At 67.7% G+C, this 17,898-nt stretch carries 12 protein-coding genes and 1 pseudogene; 2 read left to right on the plus strand and 11 right to left on the minus strand.

All coding sequences use genetic code 11. From position 1 onward, the window contains the following. Nucleotides 1-7: 7 nt before the first annotated feature. Together C5B85_RS11645 and C5B85_RS11650 are read right to left on the minus strand one after the other, a co-directional pair. Nucleotides 8-1,004 (minus strand): annotated as a pseudogene (locus tag C5B85_RS11645) (malate dehydrogenase). A gap of 92 nt (nt 1,005-1,096) precedes the next feature. Continuing rightward, a complete protein-coding gene (locus C5B85_RS11650) occupies nt 1,097-2,314 on the minus strand; it encodes an NADP-dependent isocitrate dehydrogenase (RefSeq protein ID WP_068479962.1) in 1,218 nt (405 codons plus the stop codon). Nucleotides 2,315-2,400: 86 nt separating this feature from the next. On the opposite strand from C5B85_RS11650, the gene C5B85_RS11655 reads away from it, so the two are divergent. Beyond that, entirely contained in the window at nt 2,401-2,877 is a 477-nt protein-coding gene (locus C5B85_RS11655; protein WP_104286203.1) for a GNAT family N-acetyltransferase, read from the plus strand. Between the two features lie 121 nt (nt 2,878-2,998). Here the strand turns inward: C5B85_RS11655 and C5B85_RS19570 are convergent, their stop codons facing one another. From C5B85_RS19570 to C5B85_RS11675, 4 genes are all read right to left on the minus strand, one after another. Next, a complete protein-coding gene (locus tag C5B85_RS19570) occupies nt 2,999-4,300 on the minus strand; it encodes a dimethylarginine dimethylaminohydrolase family protein (protein ID WP_258070747.1) in 1,302 nt (433 codons plus the stop codon). 69 nt (nt 4,301-4,369) lie between these two features. Continuing rightward, nucleotides 4,370-6,031 (minus strand): bifunctional phosphoribosylaminoimidazolecarboxamide formyltransferase/IMP cyclohydrolase, encoded by a 1,662-nt coding sequence (purH, locus tag C5B85_RS11665; protein ID WP_104286204.1) that lies wholly within the window; start codon nt 6,029-6,031, stop codon nt 4,370-4,372. After that, nucleotides 6,028-6,636 (minus strand): phosphoribosylglycinamide formyltransferase, encoded by a 609-nt coding sequence (gene purN, locus C5B85_RS11670; protein ID WP_104286205.1) that lies wholly within the window; start codon nt 6,634-6,636, stop codon nt 6,028-6,030. Before purN ends, purH begins: the two co-directional genes overlap by 4 nt. Before the next feature lie 61 nt (nt 6,637-6,697). Further along, complete coding sequence (locus C5B85_RS11675; RefSeq protein WP_104286206.1) at nt 6,698-8,290, minus strand: DUF6350 family protein; 1,593 nt, start codon at nt 8,288-8,290, stop codon at nt 6,698-6,700. Nucleotides 8,291-8,322: 32 nt separating this feature from the next. Between C5B85_RS11675 and C5B85_RS11680 the strand changes: the two genes are divergently transcribed. Further along, complete coding sequence (locus C5B85_RS11680; RefSeq protein WP_104286207.1) at nt 8,323-8,694, plus strand: chorismate mutase; 372 nt, start codon at nt 8,323-8,325, stop codon at nt 8,692-8,694. A gap of 453 nt (nt 8,695-9,147) precedes the next feature. On the opposite strand, the gene C5B85_RS11685 is transcribed toward C5B85_RS11680, so the two are convergent. The 5 genes from C5B85_RS11685 to C5B85_RS11705 all read right to left on the minus strand — a co-directional run bounded on the left by C5B85_RS11685 (nt 9,148) and on the right by C5B85_RS11705 (nt 17,879). Further along, entirely contained in the window at nt 9,148-11,004 is a 1,857-nt protein-coding gene (locus tag C5B85_RS11685) for an ABC transporter ATP-binding protein (protein WP_104286208.1), read from the minus strand. Further along, on the minus strand, nt 11,001-12,752 hold the full coding sequence (locus tag C5B85_RS11690) for an ABC transporter ATP-binding protein (protein WP_104286209.1): 1,752 nt from the start codon (nt 12,750-12,752) through the stop codon (nt 11,001-11,003). Before C5B85_RS11690 ends, C5B85_RS11685 begins: the two co-directional genes overlap by 4 nt. Nucleotides 12,753-13,149: 397 nt before the next feature. After that, entirely contained in the window at nt 13,150-14,034 is an 885-nt protein-coding gene (sucD, locus tag C5B85_RS11695) for a succinate--CoA ligase subunit alpha (protein WP_068479974.1), read from the minus strand. 32 nt (nt 14,035-14,066) lie between these two features. Beyond that, nucleotides 14,067-15,236 (minus strand): ADP-forming succinate--CoA ligase subunit beta, encoded by a 1,170-nt coding sequence (gene sucC / locus C5B85_RS11700; RefSeq protein ID WP_104286210.1) that lies wholly within the window; start codon nt 15,234-15,236, stop codon nt 14,067-14,069. Between the two features lie 165 nt (nt 15,237-15,401). Next, entirely contained in the window at nt 15,402-17,879 is a 2,478-nt protein-coding gene (locus C5B85_RS11705; protein WP_104286332.1) for an ATP-dependent helicase, read from the minus strand. Between the last annotated feature and the right edge of the window lie 19 nt (nt 17,880-17,898).

Raw genomic sequence — 17,898 nt, forward strand, 5'->3', positions numbered from 1 at the left:
TCTCACTTCAGGAGTTCGACGGGACGAATCCCAGACCGACAACGCTATCGCGTTCGGCTTCAAGGTCGGCGACCGTGGCCGCGAGGCGTGTACGCGTGAGCTCGCTGAGTTCGAGACCCTGCACGACCTCCCACTCCCCGCCCTGCGAGGTCACAGGAACACCAGCCACGAGACCCTCGGGAATCCCATAGTCGCCACGGGAGGGCAGAGCCGCGGTTGTCCAGTCGCCGATTGGAGTGCCGAGCACCCAGTCCCGCACGTGGTCGACTGCCGCGGAGGCCGCCGATGCTGCGGAGGAAGCTCCTCGCGCCGTGATGATCGCGGCTCCCCTCGTGGCGACGGTGGTGACGAATTCGCCGTCCACCCAGGCGTCGTCTGCGATGCGCTCCCGAATCGGGACCCCGCCGATCGTGCCGTGGTCGACATCTGGCACCTGGGTGTTCGAGTGGTTCCCCCAGACGTGGATGCGCGACACCTCACCGGCACCGACGCCCGCCTTCGCGGCGAGCTGTGCGATCGCGCGGTTATGGTCGAGCCGCATCATCGCCGTGAAGCGCTCAGCGGGCACATCTGGCGCTGCCGCGCGCGCGATCGCGGCGTTGGTGTTGGCCGGGTTGCCGACAACCAGGACTCGGATGTCGTCGGCAGCATGCTGACCGATCGCGCGCCCCTGGGGCGCGAAGATGCCGCCGTTCGCCTCGAGCAGGTCGGCGCGGTCCATGCCGTCGCGTCGGCATCGATCCGACGAGCAGGGCGATGCTCGTTCCGTCGAAGGCCGCATCCGCGTCATCGAAGACGTCCACGGATCGCAGGAGTGGGAAGGCCCCGTCCGCGAGCTCCATCGCCGTACCCTCAGCCGACTTGACCGCCTGCGGGATCTCGAGCAGGCGCAGCTCGACCGGGGTGTCACCGAGCATGGAGCCCGACGCGATGCGGAAGAGGAGCGAGTAGCCGATGTTCCCGGCGGCTCCCGTGACAGTGATGCGAACTGGCGAGGTGCTCATGCATCCACCCTATTCGCCCGTACGCAGAAGCCCCGCACCCTGCCGAAACAGGATGCGGGGCTTCGCCAGTCCCTGGGGACGTCGAGAGTCGCCTACGCGGAAACTCGAGCGGCCAGGTTCTCGGCGATCGAGTTCATGAAGTCGTCGGTCGTCTGGTACGGCGTTCCCTCTCCGACAAGCGCCGCGAGGTCCTTCGTCATTTTGCCCGACTCGACGGTCTCGATGACAACTTCTTCGAGAGCCTGCGTGAAGTCGATGAGCTCCTGGTTGCCGTCGAGCTTGCCGCGGTGCGCGAGGCCGCGCGTCCAGGCGTAGATCGAGGCGATCGGGTTCGTCGAGGTGGGCTTGCCCTGCTGGTGCTGACGGTAGTGGCGCGTGACCGTGCCGTGCGCTGCCTCAGCCTCGACGACTTTGCCGTCCGGCGTTGTGAGCACGCTCGTCATGAGCCCGAGCGAGCCGAAGCCCTGCGCGACGGTGTCCGACTGGACGTCGCCGTCGTAGTTCTTGCAAGCCCAGACGTAGCCGCCCTCCCACTTGAGCGAAGCGGCGACCATGTCGTCGATGAGGCGGTGCTCGTACGTGATGCCGGCTGCGTCGAACTTCTCCTTGAACTCAGCCTCGAAGATCTCCTGGAAGATGTCCTTGAAACGACCGTCGTACTTCTTCAGGATCGTGTTCTTCGTCGACAGGTACACGGGGTAGCCGCGCGTGAGTCCGTAGTTGAGCGACGCACGAGCGAAGTCGGTGATGGACGCGTCGAGGTTGTACTGCACCTGGGCGATTCCGTCACCCGGGGAGTGGAAGACCTCGAACTTCTGCGGCTCGGAGCCGTCGTCCGGCGTGAACTCGACCGTGAGCTTGCCCTCGCCCGCGAAGCGGAAGTCGGTGGCACGGTACTGGTCGCCGAACGCGTGACGGCCAACGATGATCGGCTTGTTCCAGCCAGGCACGAGGCGCGGGATGTTCGAGATGATGATGGGCTCGCGGAAGATCACGCCGCCCAGGATGTTACGGATGGTGCCGTTCGGGGAGCGCCACATCTGCTTGAGGCCGAACTCCTCGACGCGTGCCTCGTCTGGGGTGATCGTCGCGCACTTGATGCCGACGCCGTGCTTCTGGATCGCGTGAGCCGCGTCGACCGTGATCTGGTCGTCCGTCTCGTCGCGCTTCTCGATGCCCAGGTCGTAATACTCGAGGTTCACGTCGAGATACGGGTGGATGAGCGTGTCCTTGATCTTCTGCCAGATGATGCGGGTCATCTCGTCGCCGTCGAGCTCGACAACCGTTCCTTCGACCTTGATCTTCGCCATAAAGTTCTCCTTCTGCGCGCGGTTTGCATACAGCCTACCGGGGCCGCATTCGGAGGAATACTCAGACGGACCGCTACTCTGCATGCATGAGCGAGCTGTATATCGAAGAGCTGTCCGCCGACAACATCGTCGCCGCCAACACGCTCACGCTGAAACCAGGCCAAGAGGCGTACGTCGCGCCCGTCTCCAACTCCATCTCGGAGGCCTACGTCAACCAGACGACGTCGTGGCCGAGGGTTGTTGTGCTCGACGGTCGCGTCGTGGGCTTCGTCATGGCGAACTTCGACGAAGACGCACCAGACGAGCTGTTCCGGGCCACGATCCTGCGCATGAACGTCGACGCCGACTTCCAGCGTCGCGGCATCGGGTCGTTTGCCGTGAAGGCCATCCTCGACGAGGCCGCTCGACGCGGCTTCGACAAGGTGACGACCATCTGGGAAGAGGGCGATCTGGGACCAGGCGACTTCTTCCGCGGCCTCGGCTTCATCGTCACGGGCGAGACCCAGTACGGGGAGACGGTTGGCGAGCGCGAGCTCAGCCAACACGGCACGGGTTCTCTGTAGTCGGTTCCCCCCAAATCGCTGCCCGGCGTTTCGCCCTCTCGCAGGCCCGCGAGAGGGCGAAACGCCGGGCAGCGATCGTGGATGGCGATGCGGGATGCGCGATGCGGGATGCGGGATGCGCCTAGTAGGCGCGGGCCGACAGGCAGGTGACGCCGCCCTCGAGCTTCTCGAACTCCGAGAGGTCGATCGTGACGACGTTGTAGCCGAGGCGCTTCACGAGCTTCGCGGTCGCGGGGGCCGCTGCCGAGACGAGGACGGTGTCCGAGTCGAGGGGCAGGATGCTCGCGCCAAGCAACTCGGGTGCCTCGATGTAGCCGCCGAAGAGCGAAGGCTGCTCAAGCGCCGGCGTCCACGCGATGATGGTGCCGTCTGGTAACGCCGTCGCGACGCTCTTCAGGTGCAGAGCACCCTTGATGGGAACCGCCACCACCCGGTAGCCGAGGTCGAGGGCGATTTCCCGGAGCGCCCGGATGCCCTCAGCGTTGGTGCGGGTCGAGGCCCCAACGTAGACCGTGTCGCCCGCGAGCAGCACGTCGCCGCCGTCGAGTGTGGCTGGAGCCTCGATCTCCATCGTCACGAACTCCGTCTCGGCGAGGGCCGCGCGCACGCCTGGCAGCTCGGCTCGACGGGATGCTGCTCCGCTGCGGCCCAGGATCGCGACCTGACCGAGCACAACAACCTGGTCCTCCGTGAAGACCGAGTCCGGCATCGTCTCAGCCGCTGGAACCTCGCGAGTCTCCCAGCCGTGCTCGTCGAGCAGCGCCACGTAGGACTCCCACTGCTCGTTGGCGCGATCTCGGTCGACCTCGGCTCGCTCCTGGAACGTGACCTGCGCATCCTGCGGGTTGGCTGCGGGGATGCGCACAAGCGCGAGCTTCCTGCTCGACTCTGCGAACCGGCGGAGCTCCCCGGAATGCGCGACGCGGCCCGACACATCCTGGAGCATGTCAGCGACCTGGCGGCGGAACAGCGAGGGACCGATGAGGGCAGTGAAGACCGTCCCTGACACGAGGAACACGAAGTTGAGTCCGAAGAACTCGGTGAAGATCGCCGACCACGTCTCACCGGTGAACTCGGCACCTCCCGTCGCGAGTCGCACCACGTAGCCCACGGTGCCGGCGACAACCGTCACCACAAGACCGGCGATCGCGGAGATCCACCAGTTGCGGAGCCACCCGAGCCAACCGACAAGCGTCACGAGGACCAGCAGGATGAGCACCGAAAGCGAGTAGAAGTCGAACGTGTCCGTGAGCGTCGTGAGCGGCGAGAGGACCATCGTCAGGTCTCGCTCGTTCATGACCACAAGCGAGGTGAGGAGCGTCGCCAACGCGACGCCCATGGCCGCGACGAGGGCCGCGTTGAAGCGCGTTCCGCCGTCGAGCTCGCTCACGCGGGTGACGGGCTGGGAGTTCTTGGTGCTCAATTGCTGCTCTCGTGTGTGTCGTATGCGGGCGAGCTGCCGCCAGCTTCAGGCGGCGCTGGCCGTCGCGAATCAGTGGAAGAAGTGGCGCTCGCCGGTGAAGTACATCGTCACGCCGGCCTTTTCGGCGGCAGCGATGACCTCTTCGTCGCGGATGGACCCTCCCGGCTGCACGACGGCGCTCACGCCCGCCTCGAGGAGAACCTCCAGGCCGTCCGCGAACGGGAAGAACGCGTCTGACGCGGCGACCGAGCCGGCGGCCCGCTCCCCCGCACGCGAGACGGCGAGGTGGCAGGAGTCGACACGGTTGACCTGTCCCATGCCAACACCGACGGATGCGCCGTCGGAGGCAAGCAGGATCGCGTTCGACTTCACCGCACGGCAGGCGCGCCAGGCGAACTCGAGGTCTTCAACGGTCTGGCCCGCCGCGGGAGCGCCGGCCACGAGCGTCCATCCCTCGATCAGTGACGCGTTCGGCTCAAAGCGGTCGGCACCCTGCACGAGGAAGCCGCCTGAGATCTGACGGACCTCGCGCTGCTCAAGAGCAGGGTCGGCGGGGAGCTGCAGGAGGCGGATATTCTTCTTGGCGCTCAGCACCTCGAGCGCCTCCGGTGCGAAGCTCGGGGCGATGACGACCTCGGTGAAGATCTTGGAGAGCGTCTGCGCCATCTCGAGTGACACCTCGCGGTTCGCGGCCACGACGCCACCGTAGGCGCTGACCGGGTCGCAGGCGTGTGCGCGGCGGTGTGCCTCGGCGATGGCCTCAGCGGGCGCGAGTCCCTCGGGCGCCACGGCGATGCCGCACGGATTGGCGTGCTTGATGATGGCGACGGCGGGCGACGTGTGATCGAACGCCGCTCGGAGCGCCGCGTCGGCATCGACGAAGTTGTTGTACGACATCTCCTTGCCGTGGAGCTGCTCTGCCTGTGCGATGCCGCGACCGTCAGCGCGACCGTAGACCGCGGCGACCTGGTGCGAGTTCTCGCCGTAACGCAGCGCCGCGAGCCGGGTGCCCTCGATCGTGAACGAGCTCGGCAGCTCCTCCGTGGCAGCCGTCGACGCCGCGCCAGCTTCTGTGCCTCCTGATTCGACGTCAGCGATGTGGGACACGAACCACGCTCCGACGGCCTGGTCGTAGCTGGAGGTGTGCTGGAAGGCCGCCGCCGCGAGCGCGCGACGGGTCTCGAGCGTCACGCCCCCGCCGGCGATCTCGTCGAGCACCGTGGCGTAATCGCTTGGCGAGGTCACGATCGTGGCGTTCGCGAAGTTCTTGGCGGAGGCACGCACAAGCGCAGGCCCGCCGATGTCGATCTGCTCGATGATCGCAGGCGCATCCGCCCCAGACGCCACCGTCTCGACGAACGGATACAGGTTCACGACGATGAGTTCGAACGGCGCGATGCCGAGCTCGTCGAGCTGGCGCACGTGGTCGGCGATACGACGATCCGCGAGGATCCCGGCGTGCACGCCTGGGTGGAGGGTCTTGACCCGACCGTCGAGCGATTCGGGGAACCCGGTCACCTGCTGCACGTCGGTGACGTCGTAGCCGGCCTCGCGGATGGTCTTAGCTGTGGAGCCAGTCGAGACGATCTCGACGCCGGCGGCCTTCAGGCCAGCGGCGAGGTCGATGAGGCCGCTCTTGTCGCTCACCGAGACGAGCGCACGCTTGGGCTCGATGCGCTCGAGAGTGACCAGCGATCCGTTGGAGGATCCGTGGGAGGCGGGGGTGCTCATGCGGTGGCTCTTTCCTCGAGTGCAATTTCGCCGGAGGCGACGCCTCTGACGGTGTCTTCCAGCAGACGGCGCTCCACGACCTTGATACGGCCGTGAAGCAGCTCCTCGGTGTCGCCGGGGAGCACGGGGATGCGGACCCGATCGATGATCGGTCCGGTGTCGACACCGTTGTCGACGATGATGATGGAGGCACCCGTTTCGGCGACGCCGGCCTCGAGGGCGTCGCGCACGGCGTGGGCGCCGGGGAACTCAGGCAAATACGCGGGGTGGGTGTTCACCAGGCGTGGAGAAAGCGCATCCACCACCGCCGGCGGGACGAGCCGCATGAAGCCGGACAGCAGGGTCAGGTCGGGCTCGAAGTGCTGGATCCGCGCGAGCAGCTCCTCGCCCCACGCCGCCCTGTCCGCGAAATCCTTCGGCCGCACGACAAACGACGGGATGCGGAATTCCTCCGCGAGCGCGAGGCCAGCAGCCTGCGTATCCGCACCGATCGCGACGATCTCAGCGTCGATGGGCGACTCGGACTCGGCGGAGCTCCGGAGTGTCTCGAGCAGCGCACGCAGGTTCGAACCCGCGCCGGAGATGAGGACAACTACCTTGAGCACCGGGTCAGTCTAGTCGAGTGGGCAATCGAGTCGTCTCTCGAAAGACCATCCAACCGGTCTCTCAGTCGTCGAGGTCGATGTCGGCGTAGATGTCCGGCTCGTCGTCGTACCGCGGGTTCTCGACCTTGAGCCGCTTGGCTCGGCGGATCTCGGACGTCTGGCGTTCCGCTGGCGGATCGTCCGCCCTAATCTCGAGCGCTGTCCCCGGCTTCCGCTCGGCCTCACCCGGATCCTCGAAGCGCTTCGAGACGGCGTCGGCAACCCAGGGGCGCTCGTCGGCGCTCTCGCGGGTCGAGCGACGCTTGGTCGCGCGTGGCGTGGGAGCGACTGCGGATTCGCGCAGTGGCGCCTTGCTCGTCGTCGGTTTGGTGGACGTCGCTTTGGTCGACGCCTGTGCCTTGTCGTTCCCACGGTCGGCCCGCGCGACGCTTGAGCTACTGGGGTGCTCAGCCTCGTCGGACTCGTCATCGTCGAACTGCTCAGCGGAGAGCGGGACCAGCGCGCCGACCAGGGCACCGAGCGCGAGGGTCCCGAACGCGCTCGCCCCGGTCAGCAGGGGGAAAGGGCCGACATCAGCAAGTCGCCCAGGCCCAGCCGAGCCACCCGCGACGAGCGCAAGCACCCCGATGGCCACTGCCGCAACACCAGCGGCGGCAAGCGCGATCGAGATGCGAGACCAAACCCCGCGCGCAGCTCCGGCAGGGGCGTGCATCCGCACACCGACCATCGCAAGCAGGCCGACCAGGACCGGAACGGCGATGACCGAGATCGCGAGCAGCGGCGGCGACGCGGGGATCGCGCCGAGTAGGGGGAGCACCGGCATCGGGCCCACGAGCGTCTCAGAGGGCGTCACCTGCGAGCCCGTGCCGATCGCGAAGCCGGTACCGAGCATCCAGGCAGCGGACCAGACGACGCCGTTCACGGCGACCACCAACTGACTCAGACCGACGACGATCGAGCTGGTGACGTCGAGCGGCAGCGACTGGAACAGGGCCAGGATGCTCGCGAGCCCAACCACGACCGCGATGACGAGGAGCACGGCACCGGCCCCGAGCACGCCGCTGATCATGATGCCAGCGGCTCTGAGCCCCTGCGTGAGCATGGCCCGCCCGCGGTCCTCGAGCGCCGAGACGGCGGAGTCGACCGGCGCGACCTGCCAACCCCGTGCACCCGCAAACGCGGAGGCGAGGAAGACGACGCCACCGACGATCGTGGTCTGCCACACACCGATGTCGATGCCACGGCCGCTCGCGGCGACCGAGACGCCAGCCGCGCAGGCCCCGAACACGGCGGTCGTGAAGAAGAGACCAGGCCAGATCACGTCCGAGCCAGCACGGATGCGGACCCCGGTGACCCGAGCCAGCCACACCGTGATGAGCGTGAGACCAAGCGGCATGACCCGAAGCGTGAAGGCCACCGCCTCGCTGCCAGCCGGCAGGAGGCCGGAGCTCGGATCGATCGTCGCCCCCACGAAACCACCGAGTGAGAGCGCCCAGATAGCGGCCGCGTACTGGAAACCCGCCAAGAAGTCGCTGCCGAAACCTGCCGTCGCCAGTTGCACCGCGACGACTGCGATCAGTGGGACGCCGAGGCCGACCGCGGCCGCGACAAGAGCGTCGACGGCGGAGTACAGGTACGTGATCGGGCGAGGCATAGCACCCCGACGATAGCCGCTAACCTGCCGGAATGACTGGATCAACAGGCCCGCACCAGATGACTGACATCCGCGACGCGATCGACTCGCTCGATACGCGAATTGTCGCCCTCATCGGCGAGCGTCAGCGATGGGTCGAGCGCGCGGCCACCGCCAAGCGCGGGCAGGACACGGGTGCCGTGCGAGCCCCCGCCCGCGTCGAGCAGGTCATCAGCAAAGTGCGCGCGCTTGCCGAGAAGGCTGATGCGTCGCCCGAGGTCGTCGAAGCGACCTACCGTGCCATGATCGGCGCGTTCATAGAGCTCGAGCTGCGCGAGCACAGCGGCGAGGGCACTCCGGGTTCGGTCCCTGGTTCGGCCGCGGGATCGGCTGCGGAAGGAAACCCAGCCTCGGCCTCGGCCTGACCAACTTCCGTGCTGGATCCGCCCGCGGACGGGCGGAGGCGCCCCAACGGCGACATCTATCACGCGAGTTGGCCACGCCAGCGGCGGCGAGCCCGTGCGCGGCTGACCAACATGAGTGCAGAATCGGCCCGAATCGGGGCTTCAGGCCCGAATCATCGCGGTTTCGCACTCATGTTGGTCAGGACAGCCGGGGAATGCCGGGCACGCCCGCGGAACGGACAAGCAGACGAACGGAGGAACGGACAAGCAGACGAACGGAGGAACGGACGAGCAGACGAACGGAGGAACGGAGGAACGGACAGGCAGACGAACGGAGGAACGGACGAGCAGACGAACGGAGGAACGGAGGAACGGACAGGCAGACGAACGGAGGAACGGACGAGCAGACGAACGGAGGAGCGCACGAGCGGAGGAGCGGAGGAGCCGTGTGGGACACCGAAGCCGCGCGGGGACTCAGCGCTCGAGGAGCTGCTGGAATGGGCCGCCCGCGTGGCGGAGCTGCTCAGGCGAGCCGACTTCCACGACGCGTCCCGCGTCGAGGACCAGCACTCGATCCGTGTCGTCCAGCGCGTCGAGGCGGTGGCTGATCTCGAGAATGCTGCGCCCTTCTGCCCACACGGCAAGCCGTTCGCGGACAGTCCGTTCGGTCACGCCGTCGAGCGCGCTTGTCGCCTCGTCGAGCACCAACAGCTCGGGGCCGGCGAGCACGGCGCGAGCGATCGCGACGCGCTGACGCTGTCCGCCGGACAGACCTCCGCCCCGCTCTCTGACCGGTGTGTCGAGCCCCTTCGGCTGCTCGCGCACCCACTCATCGAGTGCCGCGACTCGCAGCGCGGCGAAGATCTCCTCGTCAGTGGCGCCCGGCCTCGCGAGCGCGACGTTCTGCCCAACGGTGCCGTCGCTCAGGTACGGGCGCTGCGAGACGAGCGCCGTGCGCGTTCGCAGTTCGTCGAGCGGGATGCGCGGCAGCGGTTCCGGCTCTCCATCCGGTCCTCGCCGCACTGACACCGAGCCCCGATCCGGGTCCCAGAAGCGGAGGGCGAGCGACGCGATTGTCGACTTCCCGCTGCCGGATGGGCCGACGACGGTGAGGTGCTCCCCCGCCCGCAGCTCGAAGCAAATGTCCTTGAGCACGGTGCGGGCTGGTGCGTCGTCATCCTTCGAGGAGGCAGCGTTCCCTCCGCCTGGGTAGGCGAAGTCGATCCCCTCGAAAGCGAGGGCCACCGGGTGCGCGCGTCCCTCGTTCGGTCCTGCGTTCGGTCCTGTGCGCGCTGCCGCCTCCTGGCGCGGCTGTGCACTCGCGTCGGTGACAAGCGGAAGCCGCTCCATGATTTCGCGCAGACGAGCGGCGCTCGCGAACGACGCGTTGAGGTCGGTGACGAAGCTCTCGACGGCCCGCGTTGGCACGAAGAGCCCGACGGCAACTGCGAGCGCTACGAGCAGTTGCGTCCACGTCTGGGTGCCGTCGACAACTCCCACGCTGCCGACGACAAGCGCCGCGAGCACCGAGCCCCATTGGAGGAGCACAACAAGCGCGCCCCGCACGGCCGAGATGCGGGAGGCGAGCGACGACGAGCGGACTCCTGCCTCGCTCCGCGCATCCATATCCTCGAGTCGAGCCGCGCCGTGTTCGAAGGCGAGGACCTCTCGGACGCCCACGACGGAATCGCTCACGTGCTGAGCGACGACGCCCTTCGCGGCGACCGCCTGCTGCGAGGCACGCCAGCTCGCCTTCCCACCGATGGCCGGGACGATGAAGACCACAAGCACCACGAAGGGAGCGATGGCAAGTGCGAGTGCCGCGCCCTGCGAGGCGCCGAGCCAGGTGAGCGCGATGGCGGGCACAAGCACCGCGGAGACAGCCGGCGGCGCCGTGTGCGCGAAGAAGACCTCGACTCGGTCGATGTCGCGTGTGGCCCGCTCGCTCAGCTCGCCGCTGCCTGCCCCCTCGGTGGCTGCAGGGGCCTGAGGCTCGAGGCGGGCGAAGAACAGGTCTCGGAGGCGCGCCAGCGCCGCGAACGCCACGAAGTGCCCGCTGAACTGCTCGAGATAACGCAGGACCGCCTTCGCCAACGCGAGTGCGACCATCGTGCCGAGCGCGGCCCAGAGGGAAAGTTGACCGGAGACGCCGAGCATGGCGACGACGAGGATCGCGATGCCAGCAAGCTGGCCGATGACTCTGAGCACGGTCGCGAGCGCAAGCGGCCAGAGGAGCGGGGCCGTCTGGCGTAGCAGCCACGAGACGAGCTGCGGCCTGGTCGCTTGTTGCGGCGACCGCTGCGGTTGCTCCTGAGCGGATGCGGCGCTCATCGACGCTCCCCTCGTTCGCGACTCAGATCGGCGCCGGAGGCATGCTCCGCGCGCTCGTTGGTGCTGCCGTTCGCCTTCTGGGCGCCGTTCGGCTCCTGGGCGCCGTTCGATTCTTCGGCGCCGAGGCTGATCACCCGGTCGGCCGCGAGGATGCTCGTCGGCCGATGCGAGACCATGACCACGGTGCGCCCCTCGGCGAGCCTCGCCAGAGCGCTCGTGATGAGACGCTCGGAGCGCAGATCGACCTGAGCGGTCGGCTCGTCGAGCAGCAGCACGCTCGCGTCGCGCAGGAACGCGCGGGCAATCGCGACGCGCTGTGCCTGGCCGCCGGAGATCGCGAGCCCGCTTTCACCGACCTGTGTCTCGAGGCCATCCGGTGCTCGCTCGAGGTCGTCGCGCAGCTCTGCCGCGTCGAGCGCCGCCCAGAGCTCCTCGTCGCTCGCGTCCGGCTTCGCGACACGCAGGTTCGCGGCGATGGTGCCCGTGAAGAGGAACGTGCTCTGCTCGACAACGGCGAGCCCGGCGCGCGCATCCGAGCTGCCGGCGGGTGCTCCCCCGACCAGCACGGTTCCCGCGCGAGGGGCCAGCAGGCCCTGGGCCAGCGTCAGAAGCGTCGACTTGCCTGAGCCGCTTGGCCCCGTGATGACAACCCGCTCGCCGACCTCGACCCGCAGCGAGTAGTCCGAGAGGACGGACTGCGAGCGCTCGTAGCCCGCAGTGACGCCGCGCAGCTCGAGGGCCGCCGTCGGGCGCCGGCTCGAACCCGAGGATGCTGCGTCGTCTCCCGGAGCCTCCGGTCTGCTCGGCCGAGCGGCGATCGCCGAGCTGAGCTCTCGCTCGGCGTTGCGGCCGGTCATGCCGATGTAGAAGAACTGGCCGACGATATCGACCGGCCCCGTCAGGAGAGTCGCGAGCAGCACAAGCGCGGCCGCCTGGCCCGGCGTGATGGCACCATCCCCGAGGCGCCAGATGGCGAGCCCAGCCGCCCCCGTGATCATGGCAAGCGAGAACACCGCATCGACGGCGAGGATCAGGACCTGGTTGCCCGCGAGCAGCCGCATGACACGGCGGCGGTTCTGCTCACCACGCATCCGGAGCTCGTCGCCCGTGCGGGTGGCCGCACGGTTGAGGGTGAGCGTCGTGAGTCCCTGGATGGCGCTGAGGAATGCTGCAGAGAGTTGCGCCGCGCTGCGCCGGTACGCGCCCGTCGAGGATCGGAACGCGCGCTGAACCGCGACGATGATGATTGGGATGAGAGGGACCAGCAGCAGGAGGAGCCCGGCAGTGAGGGGGTCGATCGCCCACGCGATGACCGCCAGGACGAGGATCGGCGTCGTCAGCGACGCGATGATCGGCCCGAGGAACCCTGCCCGGTAGGCGGAGGCACGTTCGACGGCAGCGGTAGCGGTGCTGACCAGGGAACCGGTTCGCTCACGGCCGAGCGCGAGCGGACCGACGCTGAAGAGCTGGCCGACCAGGAGGCGGCGCAGCGCGCGTTCGGTCGTGTTCTTGCTGCGCTGCACGACAAGCGTCGAAGCCGCTGCGGCGGCAGCGGAGGTGACCACCAGTGCTGCGAGCATGGTGATGGTTCCGAGGCTGAGCCTCTCGCCGGCGAGCGTTCCGTCGAGTACACGACCGACAAGGAGGAGGACGCCCGCGAGGGCAAGGGCCTGCAGCCAGCCGAGCACCAACGGCAGGGCGATCCTGCGCATCGGGGTTGCCGCGAGAATGCGCGGGTCGAGCGGCACGGGGGCGGCGCCTGGGCGCCCGCCAGGATGCCCACCCGGATGACCTCCAGGATGCCCACCCGGGTGACCTCCGGGATGTGCGCCCGGGGTTCCGGAAGATGGCGCGCCGGGCTTTCCGGCGGACGGCGCCCCTGGCTGCGCGCCTGGACGTCCGCCGGGGCGACCGTGCTGTCGTGCGGGGGCCGACTCTGGTCGAGGCACGTGCATCCTGTCTCGGATCTCGGTCCGCCGACGCTGAGCCGGCGGTTCGTTCGGGCGCGGCGCGACGGGGGACGCGATCCGGGCTGAGACGAATGGGCTGCAGTCCGTGTTCCCACGGGGCTGCAGCCCACTTCGTCGTGTGCAGAGCTGCTGCTCTGCGCTGGTTGCGAGGCGCCTGTCGGCACCCGGCTGCCTGCTAGAGCGCTGCGTAGACCTCGCGGAGGAGGTTGGCGGTCTCGGTGGGCGTCGTGCCGACACGAACACCTGCGGCCTCGAGGGCCTCCTTCTTCGCCTGCGCGGTGCCAGCGGAGCCGGTGACGATGGCTCCTGCGTGGCCCATGGTCTTGCCCTCGGGAGCCGTGAATCCGGCGACGTAGCCGACGACCGGCTTCGTGACGTGTGCCTTGATGTACTCGGCCGCACGCTCTTCAGCGTCTCCACCGATTTCGCCGATCATGACGATCGCCTTCGTGTCGGGGTCAGCCTCGAACGCCTCGAGTGCGTCGATGTGCGTCGTGCCGATGACGGGGTCGCCGCCGATGCCGATCGCGGTCGAGATGCCGAGGTCGCGGAGCTCGTACATCATCTGGTACGTGAGCGTGCCCGACTTCGACACGAGGCCGATGGGGCCCGCACCTGTGATGTTCGCGGGCGTGATGCCGGCGAGCGACTTCTCAGGCGAGATGATGCCTGGGCAGTTCGGGCCGATGAGGCGGGTCTTGCCGACGCTCTGCGCGTGCGACCAGGCCTCGGAGGAGTCCTTGACCGGGATGCCCTCGGTGATGGCCACGGCCAGCGGGATCTCCGCGTCGATGGCTTCGATGATGGCGTCCTTCGCGAAGGCCGGCGGCACGAAGATCACGGTGACGTTCGCGCCGGTGGCCTCGATGGCCTCCTTCACGGTGCCGAAGATCGGGAGTTCCTTGCCTGCGAGCTCGAGCGTCTGCCCGGCCTTGCGAGGGTTGGTGCCGCCGACGATGTTGGAGCCGGCTTCGAGCATGCGCGTGGCGTGCTTGGAGCCCTCCGAGCCGGTGATGCCCTGAACGATGATCTTGGAGTTCTCGTCGAGGAAGATCGACATTGTTGTTCCTTCTCTGCTTTTCTTCGGGCGACTCAGGCGCGGGCGGCGAGCTCGGCGGCCTTGTCGGCTGCTTCGTCCATGGTGGCGACGACGGTCACGAGGGGGTGGTTCGCCTCGGCGAGGATGCGACGCCCCTCCTCGACGTTGTTGCCGTCGATGCGGACGACGATCTGCTTCGTGGCGGCGTCGCCCAGCGTGTTGAGTGCGCCGACGATGCCGTTGGCGACGGCGTCGCACGACGTGATGCCGCCGAAGACGTTCACGAAGACCGACTTGACCTGCTCGTCGCCGAGGATGACGTCGAGGCCGGCGGCCATGACCTCAGCGGATGCTCCGCCTCCGATGTCGAGGAAGTTGGCGGGCTTCTGTCCGCCGTGCTTCTCGCCTGCGCCGGCGACGACGTCGAGCGTCGACATGACGAGGCCAGCACCGTTTCCGATGATGCCGACGGATCCGTCGAGCTTCACGTAGTTGAGGTCGTGGGCCTTGGCCTTGACCTCGAGCGGGTCGAGTCCGCCTGCGGCCTCGGCGAGCGCGACGTGGTCAGCGTGACGGAACTCGGCGTTCTCGTCGATCGTGACCTTGCCGTCGAGCGCGACGATGTCGCCGCCCTTGGTGAGGACAAGCGGGTTGACCTCGACGAGCGTCGCGTCTTCCTGGTTGTAGACCTCGTAGAGCTTGACGAAGACGTCAGCCACCTTGCCGACGAGCTCTTCTGGGAAGTTCGCGGCGCGCGCGATCTCCTCGGCCTTGGCTGCATCGATGCCACGGATGGGGTCGACCGCGACCCGTGCGAGAGCCTCGGGCTTTTCGACGGCGAGCTGCTCGATCTCCATGCCACCCTCGACGCTCGCCATGGCGAGGTACGAGCGGTTGGCGCGGTCGAGGAGCACGGAGAAGTAGAACTCCTGGTCGATGTCCGCGCCCTGCGCGATCATGACCTTCTCGACGATGTGGCCCTTGATGTCGAGACCCAGGATGGCCTCGGCCGCGGTGAACGCCTCATCTGGGGTCTTCGCGAGCTTGACGCCGCCGGCCTTGCCGCGCCCGCCAACCTTGACCTGAGCCTTGACGACGGTCACGCCGCCGATCTTCTCGGCTGCGGCCTTCGCCTCCTCGGGCGTGTAGGCCACGAGTCCCTGGAGAACTGGAACACCGTGGGCGTCGAATACATCTCGCGCCTGGTACTCAAAGAGATCCACGTTTCATCCCATCCGCGACGCGTCGTCGCGTTCGTTCGCCCGAGCCTTCGGATTCTCGCGCTCGAGCCTTCAGAATTTGCAGAGCGGACCGCATCGCCGGCAGGCAGTGTGTGCCCGCCGCCCGGCAAAACACGTCCGTCGTTCAGCCTAGTGCCAGCGCGGCACTCAGTTGGTCAGCTTCTCGATCGGAGCGAGTTTCACGAGCAATTTCTTGCGCCCCGCGCTGTCGAAGTCGACCTCCGCGATTCGTTTCGCCTCGCTGCCGAGGATCGCGCGCACGGTTCCCTCTCCGAAGTCGACGTGCGTGATGCGGTCCCCCGCGACGAGCTCCATGCCGCTGTTGTCGCGCATCTGGCCGGTGACTTCGTTGATCCACTTCTGCTTCGGCTTGGCCTTTGGCGCGGTCTCGCGCCCAGCATCCGAGTCGCGGAAGCGAACGGCGCTGGAGAAGCCTGCACTGCCGGAGTCGGATGCGCTTCTGCCGTAGCCGCCCGCCGTTCCGTAGCCCTCGCTGCCAAGCGGCTTGCGTGCGGAGGCGACCGACCGCTGGTCGTAACCGCCACGGCCGCCCGCAGAACCGGGCGAGACCCTCCACTCGATGAGCTCTGACGGGATCTCCTGCAGGTAGCGGCTCGGCAGCGACGCGGCGGTCTCGCCGAACTGCGAGCGCATCATGGCGAGGGACAGGTGCAGGCGCTTGCGAGCGCGGGTGATGCCGACGTAGAACAGGCGCCGCTCTTCCGCGGGACCGCCTGGCTCGTCGGCAGCGATGCGGTGCGGCAGGAGCTCTTCCTCGACGCCCGTGATGAAGACCGAGTCGTACTCGAGCCCCTTCGCGGTGTGGAGCGTCATGAGAACAACGGCGCCCGACTCGTCGATGAGGTCGTCTGCGGCTGCGACGAGTGCGACATCGGTGAGGAAGTCGATGACGGAGCCGCCCGCGTTGTTCTTGTCGAACTCCGCGGCAACCGAGATGAGCTCCTCGACGTTCTCGGCCCGGGCCTCGTCCTGGGGGTTCCCGGTCTGGAGCAGCTTCTCGAGGTAGCCGGTGCCCTTCACGATGGTCTTGAGCGTCTGGCTGACTGTCTTGCGCCCGGTCGGCGAGTCGATGTCGAGGCCGGCCGTGGCGTCGTCGAGCAGCTTCGCGAGCTGAGCGATCGCACCGGTGACCTTCGGCCCGAGACCAAGCTCACCGGCCCGTCGCATGGCGTCGCGGAACGTGATGTTGTACCTGTTCGCGAAGTCCCAGATGGCGGTCTCGGTCGCGGGGCCGATCGATCGCTTCGGGGAGTTGAGGATGCGCCTCGTCGACATCTCGTCCGCCGGGTTGACGAGGGCCGTGAGGTACGCGACGAGGTCCTTGATCTCCGCGCGCTCGTAGAACTTCGTGCCGCCCACGAGGCGGTAGGGCACGGCGGAGCGGATGAAGATCTCTTCGAGCGCGCGCGTCTGCGCGTTGGTGCGGTAGAACACGGCCATGTCGTTGTAGCTCTGGCCGGCGTCGCGGAGCTTGTGGATCTCATCCGCCACGAACTGCGCCTCGTCGTGCGCCGAGAACCCGGTGAAGCCGACGATCTTCGCGCCTTCCCCACCGTCGGACCAGAGCTTCTTGTCGACGCGGTCGAAGTTGTTGCGGATCACGGCGTTGGCTGCCGAGAGGATGTTCTGCGTCGAGCGGTAATTCTGCTCGAGCAGCACGACCTTCGCGTCCGAGAAGTCGCGTTCGAACTCGCTGATGTTGCGGATGTCAGCGCCGCGGAACGCGTAGATCGACTGGTCGGAGTCGCCGACAACCGTGAGCGAGGCGCCGGGGATTCCGCCGCGCTCGTCCAGCTCCATGCGGGTGTCGAACGGCACGTGCTGCGGCTCGACGGACCTCGTGAGTTCGCGGATGAGCGAGTACTGGGCGTGGTTCGTGTCCTGGTACTCGTCGACGAGGACGTGGCGGAACCGACGCTGGTACTGGGCCGCGACGTCGGGGAACGCGCGCAGCATCCACACGGTCTGCGAGATGAGGTCGTCGAAGTCGAACGCGTTTGCCCGGCGCAGCGACTGCGTGTACTGCCGGTAGATGTCGAGGAACATCGCGTCGCGCGGGTCGCTCATGTTCGCCTGGCGCGCGAAGCCATCGACGTCGGTGAGCTCGTTCTTGAGCTTCGAGATGCGCGACTGGACGCTCGAGACGGTAAAGCCGAGCACATCGGCCTCCAACGACTTCACGATGCGCTTGATGAGCGCCTTCGAGTCGGCGGAGTCGTAGATCGTGAAGCTCGTCGTGAAGCCGAACTTGTCGGCCTCCCGCCGAAGGATCCGAACGCAGGCCGAGTGGAAGGTCGAGATCCACATGCCATCCGCTGCACCGCCGACGATGTGCTGGATGCGCTCCCGCATCTCGGCAGCGGCCTTGTTGGTGAAGGTGATGGCGAGGATCTGGCTCGGCCAGGCCTCGCGGGAGGCGATGAGGCCCGCGATGCGGTGCGTCAGCACTCGCGTTTTACCAGACCCCGCTCCGGCGACAATCAGCAACGCGGGGCCGCGGTAGGTGACGGCTTCCTTCTGTTGCGGATTGAGCCCGTCGAGGAGTTCGTTTTCAGAGGCTCCATCACTTGGAGGGAATGGGAAGACTGGTGGCAGTAGCGTCATGACACGTTGATTGTAGGTG

Origin of the sequence: Pseudoclavibacter sp. AY1F1, from assembly GCF_002931075.1 — a bacterium.
In the GTDB taxonomy this organism is placed as follows: Bacteria; Actinomycetota; Actinomycetes; order Actinomycetales; family Microbacteriaceae; genus Pseudoclavibacter.